This is a genomic window from Nonomuraea bangladeshensis, from assembly GCF_039529455.1.
In the GTDB taxonomy this organism is placed as follows: domain Bacteria; phylum Actinomycetota; class Actinomycetes; order Streptosporangiales; family Streptosporangiaceae; genus Nonomuraea; species Nonomuraea bangladeshensis.
The window spans coordinates 520,830-545,453 of the sequence record NZ_BAAAMV010000002.1 but is presented as its reverse complement, the minus strand read 5'-3'; the positions used below and the strand labels follow the sequence as shown (position 1 = coordinate 545,453).

At 72.5% G+C, this 24,624-nt stretch carries 20 protein-coding genes; 10 read left to right on the top strand and 10 right to left on the bottom strand.

Features of this window, described 5'->3' with window-relative positions; all coding sequences use genetic code 11:
* Positions 1 to 44 precede the first annotated feature (44 nt).
* Genes ABD292_RS06615 through ABD292_RS06605 form a run of 3 tightly spaced genes read right to left on the bottom strand, consistent with a single transcriptional unit; the run spans position 45 to position 3,184 of the window.
* Entirely contained in the window at positions 45 to 905 is an 861-nt protein-coding gene (locus tag ABD292_RS06615) for a sugar ABC transporter permease (protein ID WP_344206029.1), read from the bottom strand.
* The gene (locus ABD292_RS06610) at positions 902 to 1,885 is read right to left on the bottom strand and encodes a carbohydrate ABC transporter permease (protein WP_344206027.1); all 984 of its coding nucleotides are present in this window, start codon (positions 1,883 to 1,885) and stop codon (positions 902 to 904) included. The genes ABD292_RS06615 and ABD292_RS06610 overlap by 4 nt, the downstream gene beginning before the upstream one ends.
* A gap of 3 nt (positions 1,886 to 1,888) precedes the next feature.
* Entirely contained in the window at positions 1,889 to 3,184 is a 1,296-nt protein-coding gene (locus tag ABD292_RS06605) for an extracellular solute-binding protein (RefSeq protein WP_344206026.1), read from the bottom strand.
* A gap of 204 nt (positions 3,185 to 3,388) precedes the next feature.
* Between ABD292_RS06605 and pulA the strand changes: the two genes are divergently transcribed.
* The 3 genes from pulA to ABD292_RS06590 all read left to right on the top strand — a co-directional run bounded on the left by pulA (position 3,389) and on the right by ABD292_RS06590 (position 8,921).
* Positions 3,389 to 6,973 (top strand): pullulanase-type alpha-1,6-glucosidase, encoded by a 3,585-nt coding sequence (pulA, locus tag ABD292_RS06600; RefSeq protein ID WP_344206025.1) that lies wholly within the window; start codon positions 3,389 to 3,391, stop codon positions 6,971 to 6,973.
* Between the two features lie 139 nt (positions 6,974 to 7,112).
* Complete coding sequence (locus tag ABD292_RS06595; RefSeq protein WP_344206024.1) at positions 7,113 to 7,811, top strand: hypothetical protein; 699 nt, start codon at positions 7,113 to 7,115, stop codon at positions 7,809 to 7,811.
* A gap of 384 nt (positions 7,812 to 8,195) precedes the next feature.
* Positions 8,196 to 8,921 (top strand): VIT1/CCC1 transporter family protein, encoded by a 726-nt coding sequence (locus ABD292_RS06590; RefSeq protein WP_344206023.1) that lies wholly within the window; start codon positions 8,196 to 8,198, stop codon positions 8,919 to 8,921.
* A gap of 52 nt (positions 8,922 to 8,973) precedes the next feature.
* Here ABD292_RS06590 and ABD292_RS06585 read toward each other — a convergent pair whose 3' ends face one another.
* Together ABD292_RS06585 and pgi are read right to left on the bottom strand one after the other, a co-directional pair.
* Positions 8,974 to 9,333 carry a spore germination protein GerW family protein gene (locus ABD292_RS06585; protein WP_344206021.1) on the bottom strand — a complete coding sequence of 120 codons (360 nt, stop codon included), beginning with the start codon at positions 9,331 to 9,333 and terminating at the stop codon, positions 8,974 to 8,976.
* A 32-nt stretch (positions 9,334 to 9,365) separates the two neighbouring features.
* Complete coding sequence (gene pgi / locus ABD292_RS06580; RefSeq protein ID WP_344206019.1) at positions 9,366 to 10,997, bottom strand: glucose-6-phosphate isomerase; 1,632 nt, start codon at positions 10,995 to 10,997, stop codon at positions 9,366 to 9,368.
* Positions 10,998 to 11,182: 185 nt separating this feature from the next.
* Between pgi and ABD292_RS06575 the strand changes: the two genes are divergently transcribed.
* From ABD292_RS06575 to ABD292_RS06565, 3 genes are all read left to right on the top strand, one after another.
* Positions 11,183 to 13,486 carry a phosphoketolase family protein gene (locus tag ABD292_RS06575; RefSeq protein ID WP_344206018.1) on the top strand — a complete coding sequence of 768 codons (2,304 nt, stop codon included), beginning with the start codon at positions 11,183 to 11,185 and terminating at the stop codon, positions 13,484 to 13,486.
* Positions 13,462 to 14,649, top strand: coding sequence for an acetate/propionate family kinase (locus ABD292_RS06570; protein WP_344206016.1), 1,188 nt, complete (start codon positions 13,462 to 13,464; stop codon positions 14,647 to 14,649). Before ABD292_RS06575 ends, ABD292_RS06570 begins: the two co-directional genes overlap by 25 nt.
* A gap of 99 nt (positions 14,650 to 14,748) precedes the next feature.
* The gene (locus ABD292_RS06565; RefSeq protein ID WP_344206015.1) at positions 14,749 to 15,732 is read left to right on the top strand and encodes a DUF1838 family protein; all 984 of its coding nucleotides are present in this window, start codon (positions 14,749 to 14,751) and stop codon (positions 15,730 to 15,732) included.
* Positions 15,733 to 15,745: 13 nt separating this feature from the next.
* Here the strand turns inward: ABD292_RS06565 and ABD292_RS06560 are convergent, their stop codons facing one another.
* Positions 15,746 to 16,795, bottom strand: a complete 1,050-nt coding sequence (locus ABD292_RS06560; RefSeq protein ID WP_344206013.1) for a PAS domain-containing sensor histidine kinase — start codon at positions 16,793 to 16,795, stop codon at positions 15,746 to 15,748.
* A 244-nt stretch (positions 16,796 to 17,039) separates the two neighbouring features.
* On the bottom strand, positions 17,040 to 17,687 hold the full coding sequence (locus tag ABD292_RS06555) for a response regulator transcription factor (RefSeq protein ID WP_344206011.1): 648 nt from the start codon (positions 17,685 to 17,687) through the stop codon (positions 17,040 to 17,042).
* 249 nt (positions 17,688 to 17,936) lie between these two features.
* Between ABD292_RS06555 and ABD292_RS06550 the strand changes: the two genes are divergently transcribed.
* Genes ABD292_RS06550 through ABD292_RS06540 form a run of 3 tightly spaced genes read left to right on the top strand, consistent with a single transcriptional unit; the run spans position 17,937 to position 20,225 of the window.
* Entirely contained in the window at positions 17,937 to 18,428 is a 492-nt protein-coding gene (locus tag ABD292_RS06550; RefSeq protein WP_371251790.1) for a cation:proton antiporter regulatory subunit, read from the top strand.
* Between the two features lie 9 nt (positions 18,429 to 18,437).
* Entirely contained in the window at positions 18,438 to 19,598 is a 1,161-nt protein-coding gene (locus ABD292_RS06545) for a cation:proton antiporter (RefSeq protein ID WP_344206009.1), read from the top strand.
* A gap of 18 nt (positions 19,599 to 19,616) precedes the next feature.
* A complete protein-coding gene (locus ABD292_RS06540) occupies positions 19,617 to 20,225 on the top strand; it encodes a pentapeptide repeat-containing protein (protein WP_344206007.1) in 609 nt (202 codons plus the stop codon).
* A gap of 2 nt (positions 20,226 to 20,227) precedes the next feature.
* Here ABD292_RS06540 and ABD292_RS06535 read toward each other — a convergent pair whose 3' ends face one another.
* Positions 20,228 to 21,241 (bottom strand): hypothetical protein, encoded by a 1,014-nt coding sequence (locus tag ABD292_RS06535; RefSeq protein WP_344206005.1) that lies wholly within the window; start codon positions 21,239 to 21,241, stop codon positions 20,228 to 20,230.
* Between the two features lie 136 nt (positions 21,242 to 21,377).
* Here ABD292_RS06535 and ABD292_RS06530 point away from each other — a divergent pair, with 136 nt between their 5' ends.
* On the top strand, positions 21,378 to 21,668 hold the full coding sequence (locus ABD292_RS06530; RefSeq protein ID WP_344206004.1) for a hypothetical protein: 291 nt from the start codon (positions 21,378 to 21,380) through the stop codon (positions 21,666 to 21,668).
* Positions 21,669 to 21,789: 121 nt separating this feature from the next.
* Here the strand turns inward: ABD292_RS06530 and ABD292_RS06525 are convergent, their stop codons facing one another.
* Complete coding sequence (locus ABD292_RS06525; protein WP_344206003.1) at positions 21,790 to 22,926, bottom strand: FAD-dependent oxidoreductase; 1,137 nt, start codon at positions 22,924 to 22,926, stop codon at positions 21,790 to 21,792.
* Between the two features lie 29 nt (positions 22,927 to 22,955).
* The gene (locus tag ABD292_RS06520) at positions 22,956 to 24,554 is read right to left on the bottom strand and encodes an MFS transporter (RefSeq protein ID WP_344206001.1); all 1,599 of its coding nucleotides are present in this window, start codon (positions 24,552 to 24,554) and stop codon (positions 22,956 to 22,958) included.
* Positions 24,555 to 24,624 lie beyond the last annotated feature (70 nt).

Here is a 24,624-nt window from a genome sequence, read left to right as displayed (position 1 = left end):
CTTTCACGTACAGTGACTATTCCATGACGTTATGCAAGGAGGGTTTACGACTTCGTGGCGCCGGCCGTGAGGCCGGTGACGAGGTGCCGCTGCACCAGCAGGAAGACCGCGCCGGCCGGGATGGCGATGAGCACCGCCGAGGCGGTCATCAGCCCCCAGTCCGACCAGTGCTGGCCGACGAACTGCTGCAGGCCCACGCCGAGCGTGCGCTTGTCCTCCTGCGACATGAACACCGTGGCGTAGCCGACCTCGCCCCAGGCGGTCATGAAGCAGTAGAACGCGGTCACCGCGATGCCGGGCCTGGCCAGCGGCAGCACCACCCGCCGGAACACCCCGAACGGCGTCAGCCCGTCCACCAGCCCCGCCTGGTCGATCTCGATCGGCACGGTGTCGAAGTAGCTCTTCATCATCCAGGCGCAGAACGGCACCGCGATCGTCATGTACGCGATCACCAGCCCCGGGATCTGGTTGAGCAGGCCGAGCCCGGCCATCAGGTTGTACAGCGGGACGATGAGGATCGCGACGGGGAACATCTGGGTGACCAGCAGCAGCCACATCACGCCTCGGTGGCCGGGGAAGCGGAAGCGGCTGACGGCGTACCCGGTGGTGGCGGCCAGCAGGACCCCGGCGACCATGGTGAGTCCGGCGGTCAGCACGCTGTTGAGCAGCCAGCGCGGGAACTCGGTCGCGGTCAGCACCCGGGCGTAGTTGTCCAGCGAGGAGTCGTCGAACAGGCGCAGCTCGCTCGACAGCCAGCCGTCGCGCGGCTTCAGCGAGGTCAGCACCAGCCACACGACGGGGAACAGGCTGATCGCCACCGCGATCAGCAGGCCCGCGTGCAGGCCGATCGAGGCGAGGGCGCCGCGCTCGCCGCGCGGCCGGCCCCCGGGTCCGTACGTGGTCACCAGGGATCTCCTTGCGAACGCAGCGTCCTTCTGTAGCCGGCGGCGAGCACGACCAGCATGAGCAGGATGATCACGCCCCAGGCGGCCGAGCCGGAGTAGTCGCGGATCCCGGTGAACGCCTCGCGGAAGGCGTAGGTGACGAGGATCTCCGTCTCGCTGCCGGGTCCGCCCCGGGTGACGAGGAAGATGATGGGGAACATGTTGAACGTCCAGATGGTGCCGAGCAGGATCACCGTGGACGACACCTGGCGCAGGCCGGGCAGCGTGATCGCGCGGAAACGCTGCCAGGGCCCCGCGCCGTCCACCTCGGCGGCCTCGTACAGCTCGGCCGGGATCGACTGCAGGCCGCCGAGCAGGGCCACCATCATGAACGGCACGCCGATCCACACGTTGACGGCGATCACCGCGACCTTCGCCGTGAGCGGGTCGTCGAGCCAGCCGACCGGGCCGAGCCCGGCCAGCTTCAGCATGCCGTTGATCACGCCGTAGTCGCTGTTGTAGAGGTAGCGCCAGACGAAGGCGGCCACGAACGCCGGCACCGCCCACGGCAGGATCAGCAGCACCCGGTAGACCGACCGGAAGCGCAGCTTCCTGTTGAGCATGACGGCGAGGGCCAGGCCGACGCCGTAGTGCAGGGCGACGCAGGCGACCGTCCAGATCACCGTCCAGAGGAGCTTGTCCCAGAACAGGTCGCTGGTGAGGATGCGCAGGTAGTTGTCCAGGCCGACGAACTCGTACGTGGACGGGATGACGTTGACGCCGATGGTGCGGCCGATGTTGGCCTCGGTGGCGTCGGTCAGCGACAGGTACACCCCGCGCGCGAGCGGCCAGCCGATCAGCACCAGCATCACGGCCAGCACCGGCGCGACCATCGCCCAGGCGTACCAGTGGGTCCCGAAGGAGCGCCGCAGCGGGCCGGGCCCGGCACGGCGGCGGCCGCGGGCGCCCGCGGCCGTCGCGTTCCTGGTGGAGACGGCCACCGGTCAGCTCCAGTCCTTCATGATCCCGTGGTACTGCTCGCTCACCTTCTTGAGCATGTCCGCGGGGGCCGACTTGCCGCCGACGAGGTCCTGGTAGCCCTCCAGCAGCGGCTGGAAGAGCTGGCCGCCCTCCGGGATCCACGGCCGCGCGACCGCGGTGTCCATGATCGGCTTGAACACGGCCACGTCCTGGTTGCCCTGGACGTCCGGGTCGGCGTAGGCGGAGGCGCGGGTCGGCAGCAGGCTGATCTCCTTGGCGATCTTCGCCTGGGCCTTCGCCGTCGTCATGAAGCGGACGAACTCGTAGGCCGCCGGGATGTTCTTCGAACCCGCGTAGATCGCCAGGTTCCAGCCGCCCGTGGGGGCCCCGGCCTTGACCGAGCCGGCCGGCACGGGGGCGATGCCGAGGTTCGCCTTGTCCTGGAACTCCTTGCCCTGGTAGATCTCCGACAGCGCCCACGGGCCGTTGTAGATCATCGCGGCCTTGCCCTCTTTCAGAGCGGTCATGGCGTTGGCGTAGCTCTCCGTGGTCGCGGGCTTCGCGGCCGCGCCGGAGCTGATGAGGTCGGCGACGGTCTGCATGGCCCGCACGTTCGCCGGGGAGTCGATGACGATCTTCTTGTTCTGGACGTCGAGCAGGTCGCCGCCCTCGCCGTACATGAAGGGGAGCAGGAAGTAGGAGTCGACGTTGAGCGCGAGCCCCTGCGCGCCCGTCTTGGCCTTGACGTCGAGCGCGGTCTGCTTCAGCTCGGCGACGGTCTTCGGCGGCTCCTCGTGGCCGGCCTCCTTGAGCAGCCGCTTGTTGTAGATGAGCGCGAGGGTGTCGGTCACCTGGGGGACGGCGTAGGTCTTGCCGTTGTACTTGGTGCTGCTCGACGGGCCGGGCAGGAAGTCGCCGGGCTGGTCCACCGCCCGGCTGCCGTCCAGCGGCTGCAGGTAGCCGAGCGAGGCGAACTGCGAGGTCCAGGCCACCTCGGAGCGGATCACGTCGGGCGCTCCACTGCCCGCCTGGGCGGCGGTCTGGAACTGGTTCTGCGCCTGGTCCGACGGCACGTTCACATATTTGACCTTGATGCCGGGATAGGCGGCCTCGAACTCCTTGATGAGGGCCTGGAACGTGGGACCCTCGCTGTCGGGCCGGGTCGTGTCCCACCAGGTCACCTCGCCGGTGATCTTCGCGGGGTCGGCCACGGAGGCTGCGGGTGCGGCCGGCTCGCCCCCTCCCCCGCCTCCGCCGCACGCGGCGACCGCCAGCGTCAGGCTCGCAAGGACGGTTCCGGCAGGTAAGAGTCGTCGCATGTCCTTCTCCTCACAGGTCGATCGGAGGTGGAGTCAGCCGGAGGGTACGCCGACGTGAGGCGCTCGGGTAGGGGCGTTCGTCAGGATTCTGCAAGTTGTTACATCGGCAGGGCCCCGCATTTCTGAAATTTCCCGAAAGATTTGCAGGGGTGGCGGCGTGGAGAGCCTGGCCGGCCGGGTGGAAATCGCGTAAGCAAGACAGAGATGAAGGACCTGCTGGTGGTGCACTACCGACGCGCCGACCCCGACGGCTGGGGGCTGCACGTGTGGGGCGACGTGGCGGAGCCGGTCGCGTGGGACGCGCCGGTCCCGCTGGCGGGCGAGGACGCCTACGGGCGCTTCGCCTGGATCCCGCTGCGGCCGGGCGCCCGCCGCGTCGGCGTGCTCCCCCACCGCGGCGACACCGCCGACGGCGGCGGGCACCTCGTCGATCCCGCGTGGAATCCCGAGATCTGGCTGGACGAGGGCCGGGACGAGGTGTTCGGCTCGCGGGCCGCCGCCGACGGGCACGCCGTGATCCACTACCGGCGGCCGGACGGCGCGTACGACGGCTGGGGCCTGCACCTGTGGGGCGAGGCGGTCGCCGAAGCCGCGCTCACCGACTGGGCGCGGCCCCGTCTCCCGGACGGCGTGGACTCCTTCGGGGCGTGGTGGCGGGTGCCGCTGCGGGACCCGGCCGCCGCCCTGCACTTCGTGGTCCACGCGGGCCCGGTCAAGGATCCCGGTCCCGACCTGCGGATCGTCCCGGCCGAGCAGCCGGAGGCGTACGTGGACGCGGGCTCCCCCCTCCTCCACCCGACCCGGGCCGCCGCGGACGGCGTGGTGGTGCTCCACTACCGCGCGCCGGACGACCAGCATGACGGGCTGACGGTGAGGCCCGCGGACGGCGACCCCGTACGCCCTTCGGGCTGGGACTCCTTCGGCGCGATCTTTCACGTCCCGCTCCCGCCCGACACCCGGACCCTCCGCTACACCGTGCCTCCTTCTTCGGGCGAGGTTGTGCAAGGCGGCGGGCATGGGCCGGACCGCGACTGCCCCCCTTCGGGTGAGACCGCGCAAAGCGGCAGACATGGGACGGGTGGCAGCCATTCCTCTTCCCATGAAGCCGCCGGCGGCGACGGGGCCGCTGGGTGGTGGACCGTGGAGACGGGGCTCGTCGGGCATGAGGTGTGGCGGGTGGCGGGGGTGGTGGGGCATGTCCTGCCGCGGCCGCCGGCGCCCGATGTCGATCTGCGGCACTGTCTGGCGCACTGGATCGACCGGGAGACCGTCCTCTGGGAGGTGCCCGGTTCGCTGCGCCACGCCCTGGTGTTCAGCCCCGGCGCCGCCCTCGCCTTCGACAACCTGCGCGACCATGCAGGCGAGGCGGGGGTTCTGCGGCTCTCGGCGGGCGAGTTGACCGACGAGCAGCGTCGCGCGTGGCCGCATCTGGCCGGGTACACCGCGCTCAAGGTGGACCCGCGCGACGCCGCCCTCGCCCCCGAGGCCCTGCGCGGGCAGGTGGCGGCGGTGGCCAGGGACGAGGAGGGCAGGCTGGTCGCGGCGACGGGCGTGCAGCTTCCCGGCGTCATCGACGACCTGTACGCCGCAGCCGCCACCGCCCCGCTCGGCCCCTCCGGCCGTCTGCGTCCGCGCCTCGCCCTGTGGGCGCCCACCGCCAGGAAGGTCGAGCTGGCCCTGTACGGCAAGGGCGGCAGGCGCACCGTCCACCGCATGCGCCGCGACGACGCGACCGGCGTCTGGTCCGCGCACGGCCGGCCCTCGTGGATGGGCCGCGACTACACCTTCCTCGTCACCGTCTACTCCCCCGCCGCCGGCCGGATGGTGACCCGCGAGGTCACGGACCCGTACAGCCTGGCCACGGCCCCGGACGGCGTGCGGAGCCGTCTCGTCCGGCTCGACGCGGCCGCCTGCAAGCCGCCCGGCTGGGACGCGCTGGCCAAGCCCGCCCCCGTGCCGACGCACCGGGCCGTGATCTACGAGCTGCACGTGCGCGACTTCTCCGCCTCCGACGCCACCGTCCCCGAGGAGCTGCGCGGCACGTACGCGGCCTTCACCCGCGACTCGGACGGGACGCGCGAGCTGCGGGCCCTCGCCGCCGACGGCGTGACCCACGTGCACCTGCTGCCGGTCTTCGACCTGGCCACGGTGCCCGAGCGCCGTGAGGACCGCGTCGAGCCGGACTGCGACCTGGCGGCCCTGCCGCCCGACTCCGAACGGCAGCAGGAGTGCGTGGCCCGCACCGCGGCCACCGACTCCTTCAACTGGGGCTACGACCCGCTGCACTACACGGTGCCGGAGGGCTCGTACGCGACCGACCCCGACGACCGGATCCGCCAGTTCCGCGCCATGGTCGCCGCGCTCAACCGGGCCGGGCTGCGCGTGGTCATGGACGTGGTCTACAACCACACCCACACGGAGTCGGTGCTCGGCCCGATCGTGCCCGGCTACTACCACCGTCTGCTGGCCGACGGCTCGGTGGCCACCTCGACCTGCTGCGCCAACACCGCCCCCGAGCACCGGATGATGGGCCGGCTCGTGGTGGACTCGATCGTCACCTGGGCCAGGCAGTACAAGATCGACGGGTTCCGGTTCGATCTCATGGGCCACCATCCGAAGGACAACATCCTGGCCGTACGCCGCGCGCTCGACGCGCTCACCCCCGAGGCCGACGGCGTGGACGGCCGCTCGATCATCCTGTACGGCGAGGGCTGGAACTTCGGCGAGATCGCCGACGGCGCCCGTTTCGCGCAGGCCACGAAGGAGGGCATGGCCGGCACCGGCGTCGCCACGTTCGCCGACGCCCCACGGGACGCGGTGCGGGGCGGCGGGCCGTTCGACGCCGACCCGCGGGCGCAGGGCTTCGGCTCCGGGCTGGCCGGCGCGCCCAACGGCAGCCCCGCCAACGGCGACCAGGAGCAGCAGCGGGCGCGGCTCGCCCACTGCACCGACCTCATCAGAATCGGCCTGACGGGCAGCCTGCGCGACTACGTGCTGCCGTGCGGCCGCACGGGCGGGGAGATCCGCCACAACGGCGCCCCCGCCGGGTACGCCCGCGACCCCGGCGAGAGCGTGGTCTACGTGGACGCGCACGACAACGAGACGCTGTACGACGCGCTGGCGTACAAGCTGGCGCCGGGGACCCCCATGGCGGACCGGGTGCGCATGCAGGTGCTGTCGCTGGCCGTGCCGCTGCTGTCGCAGGGGGCGGCGTTCGTGCACGCGGGCAGCGAGCGGCTGCGCTCGAAGTCCTTCGACCGCAACTCCTACGACTCCGGCGACTGGTTCAACCGGCTGCTGTGGGACTGCTCGCTGGGCAACGGGTTCGGCGGCGGCCTGCCGCCGCGGGCCGACAACGAGGTGCGCTGGCCGTACGCGCGGCCGCTGCTGGCCGATCCGGCGCTGCGGCCGGGCTGCGAGGCGATCGGCGCGGCCCGCGCCCGGTTCGGTGAGCTGCTGCGGATCCGCTCCTCGACGCCGGCGTTCGCGCTCGGGTCGGGCGAGGAGGTGCGGCGGCGGCTGTCGTTCCCCGCCGCGCCGGACGGCGTCATCGTCATGCACGTGGACACGGCCGGGATCGATCCGCGCTGGAGCGCGGTGACGGCGGTGCTCAACGCGACCCCGTACGAGCTGGCGCTGCCGGTGACGGCGCCGGCCGGGCAGGAGCCCGCGCTGCATCCGGTGCTGGCGGCCTCGGCGGATCCGGTGGTCCGCGGGTCGGCGTTCGACCGGGCGAGCGGGACGCTCACCGTGCCGGGACGTACGGTGGCCGTCTTCGTCACCCCCTGAGAACGTTTCGCCGTTCCGGCTCCGGGCAGCGGGCGCATGAACGGACGAAAGGCATCACGTCCTATACAGATCGCTGGAAATGCCGGGACTCACGGCGCAGACTGGAAAGACGGCGATCGCGTGGAGCAGTGGAGCACCCGTGGACAAACACCTTGAGCACATGCCGGTCCTGTCCCGCGGCAGACATCGCAACCCGAAACGCGGTGCCTGCTTCATGGAACTGGCCTCCTACCTTGCCGGGGAACGCTGGAGCGACCATCCGGCCTGCACGCACCCGTTGCTGGCCGCACTCGCCCGTCTGGTCAACGACAACGTCAACGACGAGAACCGGGCCGCGCTGGTCCCCCTCGTCCCGTCGATCATCGGGCTGACCAGTGACGACCTGCGCGTGGACGCGCGGATCGCGCTGCGCTGCGCCACGACGGCGCTGCCGGTGGCCGCGGCCGAGCGCCAGCTCGCGCTGGCGGTGTCGGTGCTGGCGGCCGAGGAGATGCTCGCCAGGCTGGACGGCGCGCCGCCCGGCCGGCTGAGCGAGGCGAGCCGGCGGGCGCTGGACGAGGTCCCGCACGCGAGCGAGCAGGCCAGGCGCTTCAGCCGGGCCGCCAAGATCACCGAGAAGGGCTTCCGCAGGTACGCCGCCCCGAACGCGGTCCAGCTCGCGGTCGTGGGGATCGTGCAGGCGTGCGTCACCGACCCGGACGCGCTGCTGCGGCGGCTGCTGGAGGAGACGATCGCGGACTGCGCGGCCATGATGCACGGCACCGCCCCGGCCCACGAGGCCCCGGCCGACAGGCCCGCGGAGGCCGAGGCCGCTCCGCAGGCGGCGGTTCACGCCTGATCGGCCACCGGCCCCGACCGCCCTGCCAGGGCCGATCGGCCACCGGGGCCGATCGGCCGCCCGGCCCGATGTGTAGCCGGGGCCGATCGGTTGCCGGGCCCGATGGGCAGCCAGGGCCCATCGGTCGTGGGGCCCGATGGATGGCCGGGGCCGATCGGTCGCCGGGCTGATCGGTTGCCGAGCCTGATCGCCTGCCGAGCCCTTCGATCACCGTCCCCGCGGTCCCGTACCGCGGGGATCTTCACGCATCCGGACGGTCACGTGGCGTGACGAACACCTGGCGGAGCGGTTTTTTCGCAGGTCAGGCTAGCCTTTCCTTCGTTGCGGATCTTGTCGCAGAACCCTAAATTCTTGGACAAGAGCATCCGTAAGTGGAGGATTTCCATGACCATCGAGCTCGCCGAGCCGCGCTCCCCCGAGCAGCACCACACGCACCGCGACGTGACCGGTGGCTGGCTGCGTCCGGCGGTGTTCGGGGCGATGGACGGGCTGGTGTCCAACTTCGCGCTGATCGCCGGCGTGGTGGGCGCGGCGGGCAGCGGCGGGAAGGCCGCGGTGCTGGCCGGGTTCGCCGGGCTGGCCGCCGGGGCGTTCTCCATGGCGGCCGGGGAGTACACCTCCGTGAAGTCGCAGACCGAGCTGATGCGGGCCGAGATCGCCGTCGAGCGGCGTGAGCTGGCCCGCAACCCCGAGGGTGAGCGCGCCGAGCTGGCCGCGCTGTACGAGTCGCGCGGCCTCGACCCGGACCTCGCCCGCCGGGTGGCCGACGGCCTGTCGGCCGACCCCGAGCAGGCGCTGCGCGTGCACGTGCGCGAGGAGCTGGGGGTGGACCCCGACGACCTGCCCTCGCCGTACCTGGCGGCGGCCTCGTCGTTCCTCGCCTTCTCCCTGGGGGCGCTGGTGCCGCTGGCGCCGTTCCTGTTCGGGGCCTCGGGGCTGACGCTGGCCGTGGTGCTGAGCGTGCTCGGGCTGTTCGGGTTCGGCTCGGCGGTGGCGGCGATGACGGCGCGGCCGTGGTGGGTGGGCGGCCTGCGGCAGCTCGCGCTCGGCGTCGGCGCGGCCACCGTCACCTTCGGTCTCGGCCACCTCCTCGGCGTCACCCTGACCTGAGCCCGCGCCCCTCAGGGACCTGAGCCCGCACCTCTCAGGCCCCACGCCGGGGTCAGTGCCGACGGCGGCGGCGGAGGAGGGGTTTGAGTATGGCGCGCACGGTCAGCAGCAGCACGACGGCGACGAACTGGCCGCCGAGGACGATCCGGTTGACGTCCACGGCGGGATGCCACTTCACCTCGCCGTTCTTGACGACGTAGACCCCGGCGGGCGTGGCGCCGTGGCCGAAGCCGAGGCCGCTCCCGCCGCCCTCCTCCTTGTCCTTCCTGCCCTGCCCCTGGCCGGCCCCGCCGCCCTGGACGACCCGGGCGACGGGGATGACGACGACGTCGCCGTGCTGGATCGGCTCGCCGAAGACGCGCCGGACGGTGGCGGCGTCCTTGGACCGTTCGACCAACTCCATGATGTCCATGGGGACATCCTCGCCCAGAAGCCGCCGGGCGACTACGCGCGCCGGCCGCGCAGCTCGCGGTAGCGGCGGACCAGGCGCTCGGTCGAGGGGTCGGGGAAGCTGGTCGGCGGCTCCTCGGAGGTGAGGGCGGGGGCGAGGTCGGAGGCCATCTTCTTGCCCAGCTCGACGCCCCACTGGTCGAAGGAGTCGATGCCCCAGACGGTGCCCTCGACGAACACGACGTGCTCGTAGAGGGCGACGAGCTGCCCCAGCGTGGACGGGGTGAGCTTCGGCGCGAGGATCGTGGAGGTCGGCCGGTTGCCCGGCATGACCTTGTGCGGGACGATCTCGGCCGCGGTGCCCTCGGCCGCGATCTCCTCGGCCGTCTTGCCGAACGCCAGCGCCGAGGTCTGCGCCAGCAGGTTGGCGGTGAGCTGGTCGTGCATGCCCTCGCGGTCCTCGTAGGGCTCGGCGAAGCCGATGAAGTCGGCGGGCACGAGCCTGGTGCCCTGGTGGAGGAGCTGGTAGAAGGCGTGCTGGCCGTTGGTGCCCGGCTCGCCCCAGAAGATCTCGCCGGTCTGCGCGGTGACCGGGGTGCCGTCGGCCCGCACCGACTTGCCGTTGGACTCCATGGTGAGCTGCTGGAGGTAGGCGGGGAAGCGGTGCAGGCGCTGGCTGTAGGGCAGGACGGCGCGGGTCTCGGCGTCGAAGAAGTCGGTGTACCAGATGCCGAGCATGCCCATGATCACCGGCATGTTCCGGTCGAAGGGCGCGGTGCGGAAGTGCTCGTCCATGGTGCGGAACCCGGCGAGCATCTCGCGGAAGCGCTCCGGCCCGATCGCGATCATGAGCGACAGCCCGATGGCGCCGTCGTAGGAGTAGCGGCCGCCCACCCAGTCCCAGAAGCCGAACATGTTGGCGGTGTCGATGCCGAACTCGGCCACCTTGGCGGCGTTGGTGGAGACGGCGACGAAGTGCTTGGCCACCGCGTCGTCGCCGAGCGCGCCGACCAGCCAGCCGCGCGCGACGCGGGCGTTGGTGAGGGTCTCCAGCGTGGTGAAGGTCTTGGAGCTGACCACGAACAGCGTGGTCTCGGGGTCGAGGTCGCGCAGGTTGCCGACGATGTCGGCGGGGTCGATGTTGGAGACGAAGCGGGCGGCCACGCCGGCGTCGGCGTAGTCGCGCAGCGCCTCGTAGGCCATCGCGGGGCCGAGGTCGGAGCCGCCGATGCCGATGTTGACGACGGTCTCGATGGGCTTGCCCGTGGCGCCCTTCCACTCCTTGCCCCGCACCCGGTCGGCGAAGGCGCTCATCCTGTCGAGCACGGCGTGCACGTCGGCCGGGACGTCCTGGCCGTCGACCACGAGCTCGGCCTCGCGCGGCATCCGCAGCGCGACGTGCAGCACGGCGCGGTCCTCGCTGACGTTGATGTGCTCGCCGCCGAACATGGCCTCGATCCGGTCGCGCAGGCCCGCCCGCTCGGCCAGGGCCGTCAGCAGCTCGACGGTCCGCCCGGTGGCGCGGTGCTTGGCGTAGTCGAGGTAGAGGTCGCCGGCGGTCACCGTCATGCGCTCGGCCCGGCCGGGATCCTCCGCGAACAGCTCGCGCAGGTGCCTGCCGGCCAGCTCCTCCTGGTGCTTGCCCAGCGCCGCCCACTCCTGGCTCTGGGTGATGTCGCCGTCCACGTGTCTCCTCCTCGCACCGCTGAGCGCGGCCAAACGATCAGGTTCTGGTCCATCGTCCCGCAACCCCGTACCCATCGAGAATGATTCCGCGCACGGCGGAGCCGTGTCTTTGCGTCCCCAGTGGGAAAGTCGAATTCCTCCCCCTGCCGGGGTTCAGCGCCGTCCACGGAGGAAGGGGGAGAGGCATGGAGCACATCGACGCGTACTGGCGCGCGGCCAACTACCTGTCGGTCGGGCAGATCTACCTGCTGGACAACCCCCTGCTCGCCGAACCTCTGCGGCCGGAGCACATCAAGCCCCGCCTGCTCGGCCACTGGGGCACCACGCCGGGCCTGAACTTCTGCTTCGCCCACCTGAACCGGGTGATCAAGGAGCGGGACCAGGACATGATCTACATCGCCGGCCCGGGGCACGGCGGCCCGGCGGCGGTGGCCCACGCCTGGCTGGAGGGGACCTATACCGAGCGCTACCCCGACATCACCCAGGACGTACGGGGCATGAAGGCGTTGTTCCGGCAGTTCTCCTTCCCCGGGGGCGTCCCCAGCCATGTCGCTCCCGAGACGCCGGGCTCGATCCACGAGGGCGGCGAGCTGGGCTACGCGCTGGCCCACGCCTACGGAGCCGCCTTCGACAACCCCGACCTGGTGGTGGCGTGCGTGATCGGCGACGGCGAGGCCGAGACCGGCCCCCTCGCCGCGAGCTGGCACTCCAACAAGTTCCTGGACCGCCGCCGCGACGGCGTCGTCCTGCCGATCCTGCACCTCAACGGCTACAAGATCGCCAACCCGACGATCCTCGCCCGCATCCCGTACGACGAGCTGACCAAGCTCATGGAGGGCTACGGTTACCGCCCCCACCTGGTCGGCCCCGACCACGAGGAGATGGCCGCCACCCTCGACCTCTGCTGGGAGGAGATGGCCGCCTACAAGGCCGGCGACGCGCCGCGGCTGCCGATGATCATCCTGCGCACGCCGAAGGGCTGGACCGGGCCGCGGGAGGTGGACGGCAAACCCGTCGAGGGCACCTGGCGGGCCCATCAGGTGCCGCTCGCCACCGTACGGGAGAACCCGTCGCACCTCGCCATGCTGGAGGAGTGGATGCGCTCCTACCGGCCGGAGGAGCTGTTCGGGCCGGACGGCCGGCCGGTCGAGGAGATCGTCGCGACGGTCCCGGAAGGGCCCCGGCGGATGAGCGCCAACCCGCACACCAACGGCGGCGAGCTGCTGGAGCCGCTGCGCCTGCCCGACTTCCGCAAGTACGCGGTCGAGGTCAAGGCGCCCGCCGACCAGCAGACCGAGCCGACCCGCGTCCTCGGGACGTTCCTGCGCGACGTGATCGCCGCGAACCCGAGCACGTTCCGGCTCATGGGGCCCGACGAGACCGCCTCCAACCGGCTGCAGGCCGTCTTCGAGGTCACCGACCGCGCCTGGGACGCCGAGCTGCTGCCCACCGACGAGAACCTGGGCGCGGGCGGCCGGGTGATGGAGGTGCTGTCGGAGCACCTGTGCCAGGGCTGGCTGGAGGGCTACCTGCTGACCGGCCGGCACGGGCTGTTCAACTGCTACGAGGCGTTCATCCACATCGTGGACGCCATGTTCAACCAGCACGCCAAGTGGCTGGAGACCGCGCAGAAGATCCCGTGGCGGCGTCCTGTGGCGTCGCTGACGTACCTGCTGTCGTCGCACGTGTGGCGGCAGGACCACAACGGCTTCAGCCACCAGGACCCCGGCTTCCTCGACGTGGTGGTCAACAAGAAGGCGTCGGTGGTGCGCGTCTACCTGCCGCCGGACGCCAACACGCTGCTCTCCGTGGCCGACCACTGCCTGCGCTCGCGCGACTACGTCAACGTCATCGTGGCCGGCAAGCAGCCCGTGCTCGACCTGTTCACCATGGACGAGGCCATCGCCCACAACACCCGCGGCCTCGGCATCCTGCCGTGGGCCTCCACCGACGACGGCAGCGAGCCCGACGTCGTGCTCGCCTGCGCCGGCGACGTCCCCACGCAGGAGACCCTGGCCGCCGCCGCGCTGCTGCGCGAGCACCTGCCCCAGCTCCGGGTCCGGGTCATCAACGTCGTGGACCTCATGCGGCTCCAGCCGCCGTCGGAACACCCGCACGGCATGCCGGACGCCGAGTTCGACACCCTGTTCACCGTCGACAAGCCGATCATCTTCGACTTCCACGGCTACCCGTCGCTGATCCACCAGCTCACCTACCGCCGCCACGGCCACGACAACATCCACGTGCGCGGCTACAAGGAGGAGGGCACCACGACCACCCCGTTCGACATGGCGATGCTCAACGACATCGACCGCTACCACCTCGTCATGGACGTCATCGACCGCGTACCGGGGCTCGGCTCCAAGGCCGCCCACCTGCGCCAGCGGATGAGCGACGCGCGGCTGCACGCCCGCGCCCACACCCGCGAGCACGGCGAGGACCCCGGCGAAATAAGCTCCTGGACATGGCCGGCCACATTCTCGTCCTGAACACGGGATCCTCATCGATCAAGTACGAGCTGGTGGACGTCCGGACCCACGAGCGCCCGGCCAGAGGGCTGATCGAGCGCATCGGCGAGCGGTCGGGGCGGCTCACCCACCACGCCGGGGACGGGCCGCCGTACGTGCGGGAGCGGCCCTTCCCCGACCACGGCGACGGCCTGGAGGCGATGATGGCGGCCTTCGCCGCGGCCGGTCCCGCGCTGGACCCGGTCGCGGTCGGGCACCGCGTCGTGCACGGCGGCGTGCGCTTCGACGGGCCGGTGCTCGTGGACGACGAGGTGGTGTCCGTGATCGAGGAGCTGGCCCCGCTCGCGCCGCTGCACAACCCGGTCAACCTGGCCGGCATCCGGCTTGCGCGCAAGGCGTTCCCCTCGGTGCCGCAGGTGGCGGTGTTCGACACGGCCTTCCACCGGACGCTGCCGCCGGAGGCGTACACGTACGCGGTGCCGCGCGACTGGCGCGAGGAGCTGGGCGTGCGGCGCTTCGGCTTCCACGGCACCTCCTGCGCCTACGTCTCGCGCCGCGCCGCCGCCGTGCTCGGCCGCGACCTCGCCGAGCTCAACCTGATCGTGCTGCACCTGGGCAACGGCGCCAGCGCCACCGCGATCTCCGGCGGGCGCAGCGTCGACACCTCCATGGGCCTGACCCCGCTGGAGGGGCTGGTCATGGGCACCCGCTCCGGGGACGTGGACCCGGGGCTCACCGGCTACCTCGCCCGCACCTCCGGCGCCGACCCGCAGCGGGTCGAGCAGGACCTCAGCCGCCGCGGCGGCCTGCTCGCGCTGACCGGCACGCTCGACATGCGGGAAGTACGCGCCCGCGACGACGACGAGGCCCGCCTGGCGCTGCGCATCTACACCCGGCGCATCCGCAAGTACGTCGGCGCCTACTACGCGCTGCTCGGCCGGGTGGACGCCGTCGTGTTCACCGGCGGCGTGGGCGAGCACGACGCCGCGACCCGCGCCGAGGCGCTGGCCGGGCTCGACCGGCTCGGCATCGCCGTGGACCCCGCGCTCAACGCGGCCGGGGACGGCGAGCGGGCCGTCTCCGCCCCGGGCGCGGAGGTGCCTGTGCTGGTCGTCCCGACGGACGAGGAGTGGGAGATCGCCAGCCAGGCGCTCGCCCTGATCTCCGGCGGTCCCCAGGGCTGATCCCGCCGGCGATCTTGGAAACGCCGGAACGGGTGGACATCGCCGGCGCGTTCGTGATCACAATTGGCGGTCCGAACCCCCTACCAGCGGAGCACCCCCATGCCGAAACGCCGTCTGACCGCGCCGGTCGCCCTGGCCGCGCTGTTCCTCGCCCTCACCGCCCCCGCGTCGGCGGCCGCGGCGGGCAGGACGACCGACCCGACGCTGCCGGGCCCGGTCTTCAAGACGGTCACCGACAAGAACGCGCTGCTGTCCCTCCAGACGTTCGGCCGCCCCGACGGCAAGGACATGGTCTTCCGGATCTCCGGCAGCGTCTACGCCAACATCGAGGGCAACGCCCTGGAGCCGGGGCTGCGGCACGGCCAGAAGCTGTTCGGCATCGAGGGCTACAACATCCGCCGCCTCTACCGTGAGCCCGGCACCGCCAAGCTCTACCAGCTCTCCCGCGAGATCGTCTTCTACACCGACCCCGCCGACCCGACGAAGATCCTGCGGGAGTGGAAGAACCCGGTCGACCTCAAGACCTATCCGGTCGTCCCCATCAACAACGACACGGTGAACTTCGGCCCGTTCGACGTCACCCCGTCCTACGCCGGCCCGCCCACCCGCCAGCTGCACGACGAGACCGTCTGGACCAGCGACATCCCGGTGCGCACCGACTTCGGCAGCACGCTCGGCGAGAAGTTCGGCCTGGTGGGCGGCGTGTACGCGGCCCAGGAGATGTTCGACTTCTTCGTCGACGACCGCGAGGCGGCCGCCCGCGCCGTGCCGGGCAAGGTGCCCTCGGGCGCGATGAAGACGAAGATCGCCTGGAGCCGGACGAGCCCGTGGGCGCCGTTCATGTGCCTGGCCGAGAGCGAGGTGCGCGGCCAGCTCACCTACCACGCCCGGAGCTGGTCGCTGAACTCCTACGCCGACGTCGAGCCGTGGATCCGCGCCGAGGTCGACAAGAACCACCCGCTCTACCGGAGCGCCCCCGGCGCGCCGGGCGCCAGCGAGAACTCCTGGAGCTCCTTCCACGCCAAGCAGCTCCACAAGGGCGCCACCACGTGGGCCGGCTGGTGCGCCGCGAACGCCCGCTGAGCCGCCGGCCGCGCTAGGGCAGCCTGCGGGGCACGGCGGGCACCCAGAACTCGACCGTGGTGCCCGCGCCCCGCTCGCCCTTGATGTCCCACCAGCCGCCGGCCGTCTCGGCGCGCTCGCGCATCTCGACCAGCCCGAAGTGCCCGGCCTGACCGCCGGGCCTGGCCAGGCCCACGCCGTCGTCGCGGACCCGTACGTGCACGCCCCGGTCGAGCGAGACCAGCGACACCGTGACGGAGGACGCGCCGGCGTGCCTGGCCACGTTCGTCAGCGCCTCCTGGCAGACGCGGAAGACGGTGATGGCGGCCTCGGCCGGCGGCTCGGCGTCGAGGTCGTGCCTCAGCTCGCACCGCACGCCGGTGCCCGCCATGACGGTCTCCATGTACGCGGCCAGGCTCGTCACCAGGCCCTCCTCCGGCGGGCGCAGCCGGAAGGCGAGCTCGCGCAGCCGGTCGGCGGCGGCGTCGACCGCCTCGTCGATGCCGTGCACCGCGTCGGCGTACTCGCGGGGCAGCGGCGCGTCCCGCAGCCGGGACTCCAGCAGGCGCAGCCGCATGCCGACGGCGACCATGGACTGGATGGTGTCGCCGTGCACGTCGTTGGCGATGCGGCGGCGCTCCCGTTCCTGGGCCTCGATGAGGCGGGCCAGCAGCATGCCGCGCTCGTCCAGGGCGCGGGCCATGCTGCGCCGCTCGGTGAGGTCGCGGGTGACCTTGCCGAAGCCGCGCAGGCCGCCGTGCTCGTCGCGCAGGGCGGTGATGACGACGCCGGCCCAGAAGCGGGTGCCGTCCTTGCGGACCCGCCAGCCCTCCTCCTCCCACTGGCCGTCGGCGGCGGCGACCGCCAGCTCGGTGGCCGGATGGCCCGCCGTGACGTCCTCGGAGGGGTAGAAGACCGAGAAGTGCCTGCCGATGATCTCCTCGGCGGCCCAGCCCTTGATGCGCTGGGCGCCGGCGTTCCAGCTGACGATGCGGCCCAGCGGGTCGAGCATGAAGATGGCGCAGTCGCGGATGCTCTGGACGAGCAGCCGCATGTCCTCGGCGGGGCGGTCGCGCGCGGGCATGAGGAGGCAGCCTCCCACGGCCGGTCGGGAACCCAGGACCGATCACCCGCGGCCGGCGCGGGATAGGGGTCGGGGCTCAGGGGGTCGGGGTCAGGCGCCGGCGGGACGGGCCTAGCGGCGGGACGGCGTGCGCCGCCCGCTCGTAACACCCGACCTTACCGCCCTCGCCACCGCACGACGGCACCGCACGACGGCACCCGCACGACGGCACCGCACTGCGCCACCGCACGACGGCACCGGCGCGTCAGTCCAGCAGCCCTTCGCGGCGGGCGACGGCGACCGCCTCCAGCTTGGAGCGGGCGCCCAGTTTCCCCAGCACGTGCTGGACGTGGTTGCGGGCGGTGTTCCTGGCCACGCCCAGGCGTTCACTGATCTCGCCGATGCTGGCGCCCTCGGCCAGAAGCAGCAGCGTCTCGCGTTCGCGGGCGGTGAGCCGGGCTCCCAGGTGGCCGGACCGCCCGGTGAGCCGGTCGAGCAGGCCGGGCAGCAGGCCCGGCGGGAACACCGCCCCGCCCGCGGCGACCGCGCGTACGGCCGACTCCAGCTCGTCCAGCCGCGAGGACTTCACCAGCAGCCCGGCGGCGCCGGACTGCACCACGCGGGCGGCCACGGAGGCGTTGGCCTCGCCGGTCAGCACCAGCACCCGGGCCCGCGGCGCGGCGGCGGCGAGACGGCCGACGGCCGCGATGCCGTCGCCGTCGGGCAGTCGGCGGTCGAGCACCACCACGTCGGGCTGCGTCCTCGCCGTCTCGGTCAGGGCGGCGGCGATCGTGCCGGCGTGGGCGACCACGGCGATGCCGGCGGCGCGGCCCAGGGCCAGCTCGATGGCCTCCGCGACCATGGCGTGATCCTCGACCAGCACCAGCCGGATCGGGGGTGAGGCGGTCGGCATGGGCGTCGGCTTTCTCGGTCGCGTCGGCGCAGTCCGGTCGTGGGCGGTCCGGTTTCTGCGCGGTCCGGCCGGTGGCGCGGCCTGATCACGGTGTTCGGGCGGTCACTCCCAGCTTTCCATGCCGCCCCCGCCTCCTGCCAGCGGCGAGCGTACGGAGGGGGTGTCGCAGGTGAGCGGTCCAAAAGAGGGTGAAGGGACATGTAACGTGCCACTGGTAAGGTTGTCCGGAAATTTTACGCTTTCGAACGGGTGGGACAGGTGGAGGTCGAGCAAACAGCGCTGCCGGGGATCGGACTCAGACACGACTTCACCACCCGGACCGGCCAGCGCGTGGGAGTCGTCTCCCACCGCACCGGGCGCCGGGACCTGGTGATCTACGACAAGGACGACCCCGACCGCGCCTGCCAGACGGTGAAGCTGAACGACGAGGAGGCCGACGCCCTGGCCGAGCTGCTCGGCGCCCCGCGCATCGTGCAACGGCTCAACGCCCTGCACCAGCAGGTGGAGGGCCTGGTCAGCGTCCAGCTCCCGATCCCGGACGACTCCCCGTACGCGGGCCGGCCCATGGGAGACGCCCGGGTGCGCACCCGGACCAGCGCCTCCATCGTGGCCGTGGTCCGCAGCGGCCAGGTGTTCGCCAGCCCCGGACCGGACTTCGTGTTCCGTACGGGTGACGTCGTGGTGGTCGTGGGCAGCGAGGACAGCACCGCCGAGGTGGCCGACATCCTGGCCCGAGGGTAGGGGCGCGGGTTGCACGAAACCGCCATCCTCTTCCTCGAATTCGGAGCGGTCCTTCTCGGTCTCGGCGTCCTCGGCGCGCTGGCGCTGCGGGTCGGCATCTCCCCCATCCCTCTCTATCTGATCGCCGGTGTGGCGTTCGGCACCGGCGGGGTGCTGCCCCTCGCGACCAGCGAGGAGTTCATCTCCGTCGGCGCCGAGCTCGGCGTGGTGCTCCTGCTGCTCACACTGGGCCTGGAGTACAACGCCGACGAGTTGATGACCAGCCTCACCGGCAACGCCCGCGCCGGCATCGTGGACCTGGTGCTCAACGCGGCGCCGGGCGCGATCTGCGCGCTGCTGCTCGGCTGGGGACCGGTCGCCGCGGTGGCGATGGCCGGCGTCACCTACGCCACCTCATCCGGAATCACCGCGAAGGTGCTGTCGGACCTCGGCTGGATCGGTAACCGCGAGACGCCGACCGTGCTGTCGCTGCTGGTCTTCGAGGACCTGACGATGGCGATCTACCTGCCGGTGCTGACCACCATGCTGGCCGGTCTCAGCCTGCTCAACGGCGCCATCGCGGTGGGCATCGCGCTCATAACGGTCAGCATCGTGCTGATCGTGGCGCTGAAGTTCGGGCGGCTCATCGAGGCGTTCGTCTCCAGCCCGAACTCCGAGGTGCTGCTGCTGAAGGTGGTCGGGCTGGCGCTGCTGGTGGCCGGTCTGGCCCAGCAGCTGCAGGTGTCGGCGGCGGTGGGCGCGTTCCTCGTCGGGATCGCGCTGTCGGGCGAGCTGGCCGAGGACGCGCAAGCGCTGCTCGCGCCGCTGCGCGACCTGTTCGCCGCGGTGTTCTTCGTCTTCTTCGGCCTCCAGACCGACCCGGCGAAGATCCTGCCGGTGGCCGGGCTGGCCGCGCTGCTGGCGCTGGTCAGCATGATCACCAAGCTGCTCACCGGCATCTACGCGGCCCGCCGGGCGGGCATCGGCAAGGCCGGCCAGGCGCGGGCGGGCATCGCGCTCATCCCGCGCGGTGAGTTCAACATCGTCATCGCCGGCCTCGCGGTCGGCGCGGGCGCGCACCCCGACCTGGGGGCGCTGGCGGCGGCGTACGTGCTCATCCTGGCGGCGTTCGGCCCGCTGGCGGCCAAGCTCGTGCAGCCGTTCATCACGGCGATCGCGAAACGGGCCTGATCCGCTAGCTTTGTCCGCATGGGCACCAGACGAGCGGCGTTCCCCATCGAACGCACGATCGGCGCGGACGACTGGGACGCGCCGGAAATCACGGGAGCTGATTTCCGGCGCGTCCTGTTCCAGGACGTGGATCTGACGGAGCTGATCGACCGCGGCTCCTCCTTCGAGGAGTGCACGTTCGGCAACGTGCGCTTCAACGTCTCCGAGCACACCGACGCGCGCTTCCTCACCTGCCTGTTCGCCGGCTGCTCGTTCTTCGACGCGACGTTCACCGGCTGCAAGATGACCGGCAGCGTCTTCGACGGCTGCACCTTCGGGCTGCTGAAGATCAACGGCGGCGACTGGTCGTACGTGCAGCTCCAGGGCGCGGACCTGCGCCGCAGCACGATCGAGGACGTACGGCTGCGCGAGGCCGACCTCGGCGGCGCCCGGCTGGAGGGCGCGGCGCTGCGGCGCTGCGACCTGTCGGGCGCGTGGCTGCGCGGCGCCGACCTCACCAAGTGCGACCTGCGCGGCAGCGACCTCGGCGGGCTCGACCCCGCCGACGTCACGCTCAAGGGCGCGATCATCGACCCGGTGCAGGCGACGGCCGTCGCCACGGCGCTCGGCCTGGTCGTCCGCCCCTGACGTCAGGCCGGGGCGCCCGGCGGGATCAGGGAGACGGCCGCCTGCCGCAGGGCGGGCAGGAAGGCGAGGACGCGGTCGGCGCGGCGGCGGCGGTCGGCGGGCGTGCCCGCCCCCAGGTCGTCCAGCAGCTCCAGCAGCCCGTCCTCATATCCGCTCAGCCCGGCCGCGGCCCGCTTGGCCAGGCAGCGGGCGTAGGTCGCGGCCAGCCAGAAGACCGCCTCGCGGTGCAGGCCGCGGGCGACGAGCTCCCGGCCGCCGTCGACGGCCACCGGCCGGGCGGCGGGCGTGAGGTCGGAGGCGAACGGGTAGTCGGGGGCGTCCGCCTCCGCGGCCGCGTCGAAGACGGCCTCCAGCACGCTCAGGTGCCGCGACACCCTCGCGGGGCTCAGCTCGGCGCAGCCCAGCAGCTCCAGCAGCTCCTCGTGCAGGTCGAGACGGCCGTGCTCGGCGAGCAGGTCACGCACGGCGGCGTAGCGCCTGCGTACGGTGGGGTTGCGCAGCGCGGCCACGAGCGGCACGTGCGCGGTCACCCCGGTGCCGAACAGCCACGCCATGACCTGCGCGGGCAGCGGCGCGGCGGCGTCGAGGCCGCCGAGCCGGTCGCGGATCCTGGCCAGGGCGTCCTCGCAGCGGGCGAGGACCCAGCGGCGCTCGGCGAAGCCGCGGGCGACCAGCCGGTGCAGCCGTCCCAGTCGCCCGGTGGGGTCGGCGAGGACGCCGGGCAGGTGCAGGTTGCCGGCCAGGTGGTAGTCGCCGAGCACTTCGCGGGCGCCGCCGATCCCGGGGATGGCGGAGACCTCCAGCAGGACGCCCTCGTAGCGGAACTTGCCGATCCTGACGGGCGGGTCGGCGATCACCATGACGTCCACGTCGGAGGTCGCGGGCAACTCGTCGGACGGGTCCGCCCACAACGCCGAGCCGGTCAGGAACGCGCCGCCGAACCCCGGCAGCGCGGCCCCCTCCTCACGCACCCACCTGCCCGCCAGCCGCCTGGCCGCCGCGACCCGTATCCCCATCCCCTCTCCCCGTCCCCTCTCGCTGTCCCCGCCGGTCCCCTTCGTTGATGACGCGGGAGACACAACCCGCATTCTCCTGCGGAACAATGGCCTTCTCGCGCGTTCGCGGCCGGGCGGAGGGGGGCAACGCTTGTTCATGAACGACGCCTCGAACGCGGGCCCGGACCTGGAGCTCCTGGTCCGCCGGGAGCTGGCGGAGGCCGGTTTCACCGTCGAGCCGTCCCTGCTGTCGGCGGACGGCGGGCTCGGCGTCTGGCACGATCCGGCGCGCGGGGTGATCGTGACGTGGGGCGGCGACGCCGACCGCCTGGTGAAGTACGCCACGGTCCGTTCGGCGGTCCGGCTCGCGCTGCGCACCGTCCTGGTCCGCGCCGGGCACGAGGTGCGCGAGGACCTCGACGGCACCGAGCTGGTCATCACCTCCTGACGAGGCCGGGAGCAGGGCGGGCGTGACGACGCCCCCGCCGCCTGGGTGATCGGGCTGCCCACTTTCGGGCGGCCTTCATCGGTTGTGGGAATGGCGGGCGGCGGGGGCGTGGCTCTGGACGTCAGATGAGCTGCAGCGCGGGCCGGGCGGGCTCGGCGGCCTCCCCCCGCGTGTGCAGGTCCTCGCGGAACGCGGCGAGGTAGGCGTCACGGTCGTGGAAGGTGGCGGCGAGGGCGTCGCCGTAGTCGATGAGCCGGCGGTGGGCGTTCCCGCGCGGCTCGTAGCGGGCGTGCATCAGCCGGTCCAGCTCCGCGGGGTCGCCGCCGGCCGCGCAGATGACCTCGGCCAGGATCTCCGCGTCCCGCAGCGTGTAGCTCATGCCCATCCCGGTCATGGGGTGGCAGGCGAACGCGGCCGAGCCCAGCAGGGCGGCGTTGCCGCGGTGGTAAGCGGCGACCCGCATGGCCGAGACCTTGATCCGCTGCCACGCGGCGGACTGGAGGCTGTCGAAGGCGTCGGAGCTCTCGGAGACGAACTTCTTCAGCTCGTCCACGAGGGTGGGGACGCCGTCCTGGAAGACCTCCTCGTCGCACTCGGGGGGCAGGCCGACGAACACCCTGGCCTGCTCGGGGCCGAGCGGGTAGAAGTAGGCGAGCCAGCCGTCGGAGCTGAAGTAGAGCCGGTTGAGCCGGGCGACGCTCTCGGTCAGCGGCACCGTGGCCACGCGCATGATGAGCCGCTCGTACGGCAGCGTGACCTGCTCGATGCCGAGCGCCTGGCGCACCAGGGACTTCGTGCCGTCCGCGCCCACGACGACCCCGGCCCGCAGCCGGCGGCCGTCGGCGAGCGTCAGCTCCTCCACCCCTCCCCCGCCGACGGCGATGTCGCCGATCTCGGCGCCGAACCAGAACTCCACGCCCTCCATCACGCAGCAGGTGTAGATGAGCTCGACCAGCTCCTGGTAGGGGCGGATGAGGAAGCCGCCGTCGGGGAAGCGGCAGTCCTGGATCGGGTCGCCGTCGTGGTAGTAGCGGACGTGGTCGCGCCTGAGGCCATGGCGTCCGACGAGGTCCGCCAGCCCGTGCCGGGCCAGCACCCGCAGTCCCGGGGGCTTGAGGAAGTCCGCGCCCGCGCTGGGGATGGACGGTCCCTGTTCGATGACGACGACGTTCTGCCCGCGGCGGCGGAGGAGCAGGGCGAGGAAACAGCCGCCGAGCCCGGCGCCGACGATGGCTACGTCGCACGATGTGGTTGCCATGACGAGGAGCCCTTTCGGTGGTTCTGGATCTAGTTCGGATTCCCGCGGGTGCTCGCGAGCGGGCCGGAGTCGGCCGCGCGTGGCCGCGGGACGGCGTGGACGGGCGGGTTGGCGGGCTGGTTGGCGTGCGGGTGGACGTGCACCCCGGCGTGCTGGCCTGCGTGCTGGCCGGCGTGCGGGTCCATGGGCAGGGCGCGGGTCTCGGCGGGCAGCAGCGCGTCGGCCTCCGCCGCCACGGTGGCGAGGGTCATGCGCAGCTCCAGCAGCATCCGGCGCGGCACCTTCACCATGACGTCGCCGGGGTCGGTCCGGACCCGGGTGATCTTGGTGAGGGCGAGGGCGCCGGTGAGCACCGAGATGGCGACGCAGATCGCGATCGCGCCGGCCAGGCCGCCGAACCCGCCGATCAGCGCCGGGTGGTCGATGACGAGCGAGACCACGGCGACGCCGACGGCCCCGCCGACCATGCGGGCCATGGTGGCCGCGCCGACGGCGGAGGCGTACTGGTGGGGGCGGGCGGCCAGGGTGGTGGCCACCGAGGTGCCGGGCGCGAGCGCGCCCACGCCCATGCCCACGACCACGCTGGCGATCAGGCCCCACACGGTGGGGCCGACCTGGGTCAGGACGAGCACGCACGCGCCGCCGCAGAGCAGCGACCCGGCGTAGATGAGCCCGTACGGGCCGATGTGCTTGACGAGCTTTCCGGCCAGGTAGCTCGTCACGACGACCGCGACCGACGTGGGCGTCAGCCACATGGCCACCTCCAGCATGGGGTAGCCGAGGTGGAGCAGGTACAGCGGCTGCACGGTCAGCAGCCCGTACGACAGCGCGCCGAACCCCCAGGTGGCCAGCCAGCCCCAGACGAACCTGGGCCGGCGCCACAGCGCGAGGTCGATGGCGGGCAGCCGGTGGTGGCGGGCCTGGGCGAGCGCCCCGCCGATCAGCAGGAGCGCGGCCAGTCCCAGCCACGCCACGTCCGTGCCCCAGGCCATGGCCTTGGAGATGGCGAGGACGATGACCGCGATGCCGGCCGCCAGCAGCCACGCGCCGAGCACGTCCGGCAGGCCGCGCGCGCCGGCCCGCTTGCCGGAGGGCAGCGCGAGGCAGGCGACGAGGAGCACGACGCCGATGACGACGTCGGGCACGAACAGCATCCGCCAGTCCACGGCGGCGGCCAGCCAGCCGCCACCCGCCTGCATGAGCAGGCAGCCCAGCCCGGAGGCCGAGCTCCAGAGCGCGATCGCGCCGCGCCGCTCGCTCTCCGGCAGCTCGCCGAGCAGCAGCCCGAGGCTGGCCGGGATCATCGCGGCGGCGCCCGCGCCCTGGACGGCCCGCGCCGCGAGGACGAACGACCAGGAGTCGGCGGTCACCGTGGCGATGCCGCCCAGCACGAACACCACCAGCCCGACGGCCAGCACCCGGCGGCGGCCGAACAGGTCGGCCCAGCGGCCGGCCGTGGCCAGCAGCGCCGCGATCGGGATGAACGCCGCGCTGGTCAGCCAGACGAGGTCGCCGAGGGGCATGCCGGCCCCTGCCGGTGTGTAGCGCAGCACGCCGACGGCCAGGGTGGTGGCCGTGGTGTCGGCCATCACGGTCAGCATGACGCCCGCGCCGACCAGGCGCAGCATGACTCCCTGACGGCGGCTCAGGACGGCCGTGCTCGTCCCCCGTGCCGGTGACGAACGCACGTGGTCACCT

What these genes read in the sequence shown, in the direction of transcription:
- ABD292_RS06530 (WP_344206004.1), top strand. Translation starts at nt 21,378, where the DNA reads ATGAACGACGCCTCGAACGCGGGCCCGGACCTGGAGCTCCTGGTCCGC.
- ABD292_RS06605 (WP_344206026.1), bottom strand. Translation starts at nt 3,184, where the DNA reads ATGCGACGACTCTTACCTGCCGGAACCGTCCTTGCGAGCCTGACGCTG.
- ABD292_RS06575 (WP_344206018.1), top strand. Translation starts at nt 11,183, where the DNA reads ATGGAGCACATCGACGCGTACTGGCGCGCGGCCAACTACCTGTCGGTC.
- pulA (WP_344206025.1), top strand. Translation starts at nt 3,389, where the DNA reads ATGAAGGACCTGCTGGTGGTGCACTACCGACGCGCCGACCCCGACGGC.
- ABD292_RS06585 (WP_344206021.1), bottom strand. Translation starts at nt 9,333, where the DNA reads ATGGACATCATGGAGTTGGTCGAACGGTCCAAGGACGCCGCCACCGTC.
- ABD292_RS06555 (WP_344206011.1), bottom strand. Translation starts at nt 17,687, where the DNA reads ATGCCGACCGCCTCACCCCCGATCCGGCTGGTGCTGGTCGAGGATCAC.
- ABD292_RS06570 (WP_344206016.1), top strand. Translation starts at nt 13,462, where the DNA reads ATGGCCGGCCACATTCTCGTCCTGAACACGGGATCCTCATCGATCAAG.
- ABD292_RS06560 (WP_344206013.1), bottom strand. Translation starts at nt 16,795, where the DNA reads ATGCCCGCGCGCGACCGCCCCGCCGAGGACATGCGGCTGCTCGTCCAG.
- ABD292_RS06590 (WP_344206023.1), top strand. Translation starts at nt 8,196, where the DNA reads ATGACCATCGAGCTCGCCGAGCCGCGCTCCCCCGAGCAGCACCACACG.
- ABD292_RS06565 (WP_344206015.1), top strand. Translation starts at nt 14,749, where the DNA reads ATGCCGAAACGCCGTCTGACCGCGCCGGTCGCCCTGGCCGCGCTGTTC.
- ABD292_RS06540 (WP_344206007.1), top strand. Translation starts at nt 19,617, where the DNA reads ATGGGCACCAGACGAGCGGCGTTCCCCATCGAACGCACGATCGGCGCG.
- ABD292_RS06525 (WP_344206003.1), bottom strand. Translation starts at nt 22,926, where the DNA reads ATGGCAACCACATCGTGCGACGTAGCCATCGTCGGCGCCGGGCTCGGC.
- ABD292_RS06520 (WP_344206001.1), bottom strand. Translation starts at nt 24,554, where the DNA reads ATGCTGCGCCTGGTCGGCGCGGGCGTCATGCTGACCGTGATGGCCGAC.
- ABD292_RS06535 (WP_344206005.1), bottom strand. Translation starts at nt 21,241, where the DNA reads ATGGGGATACGGGTCGCGGCGGCCAGGCGGCTGGCGGGCAGGTGGGTG.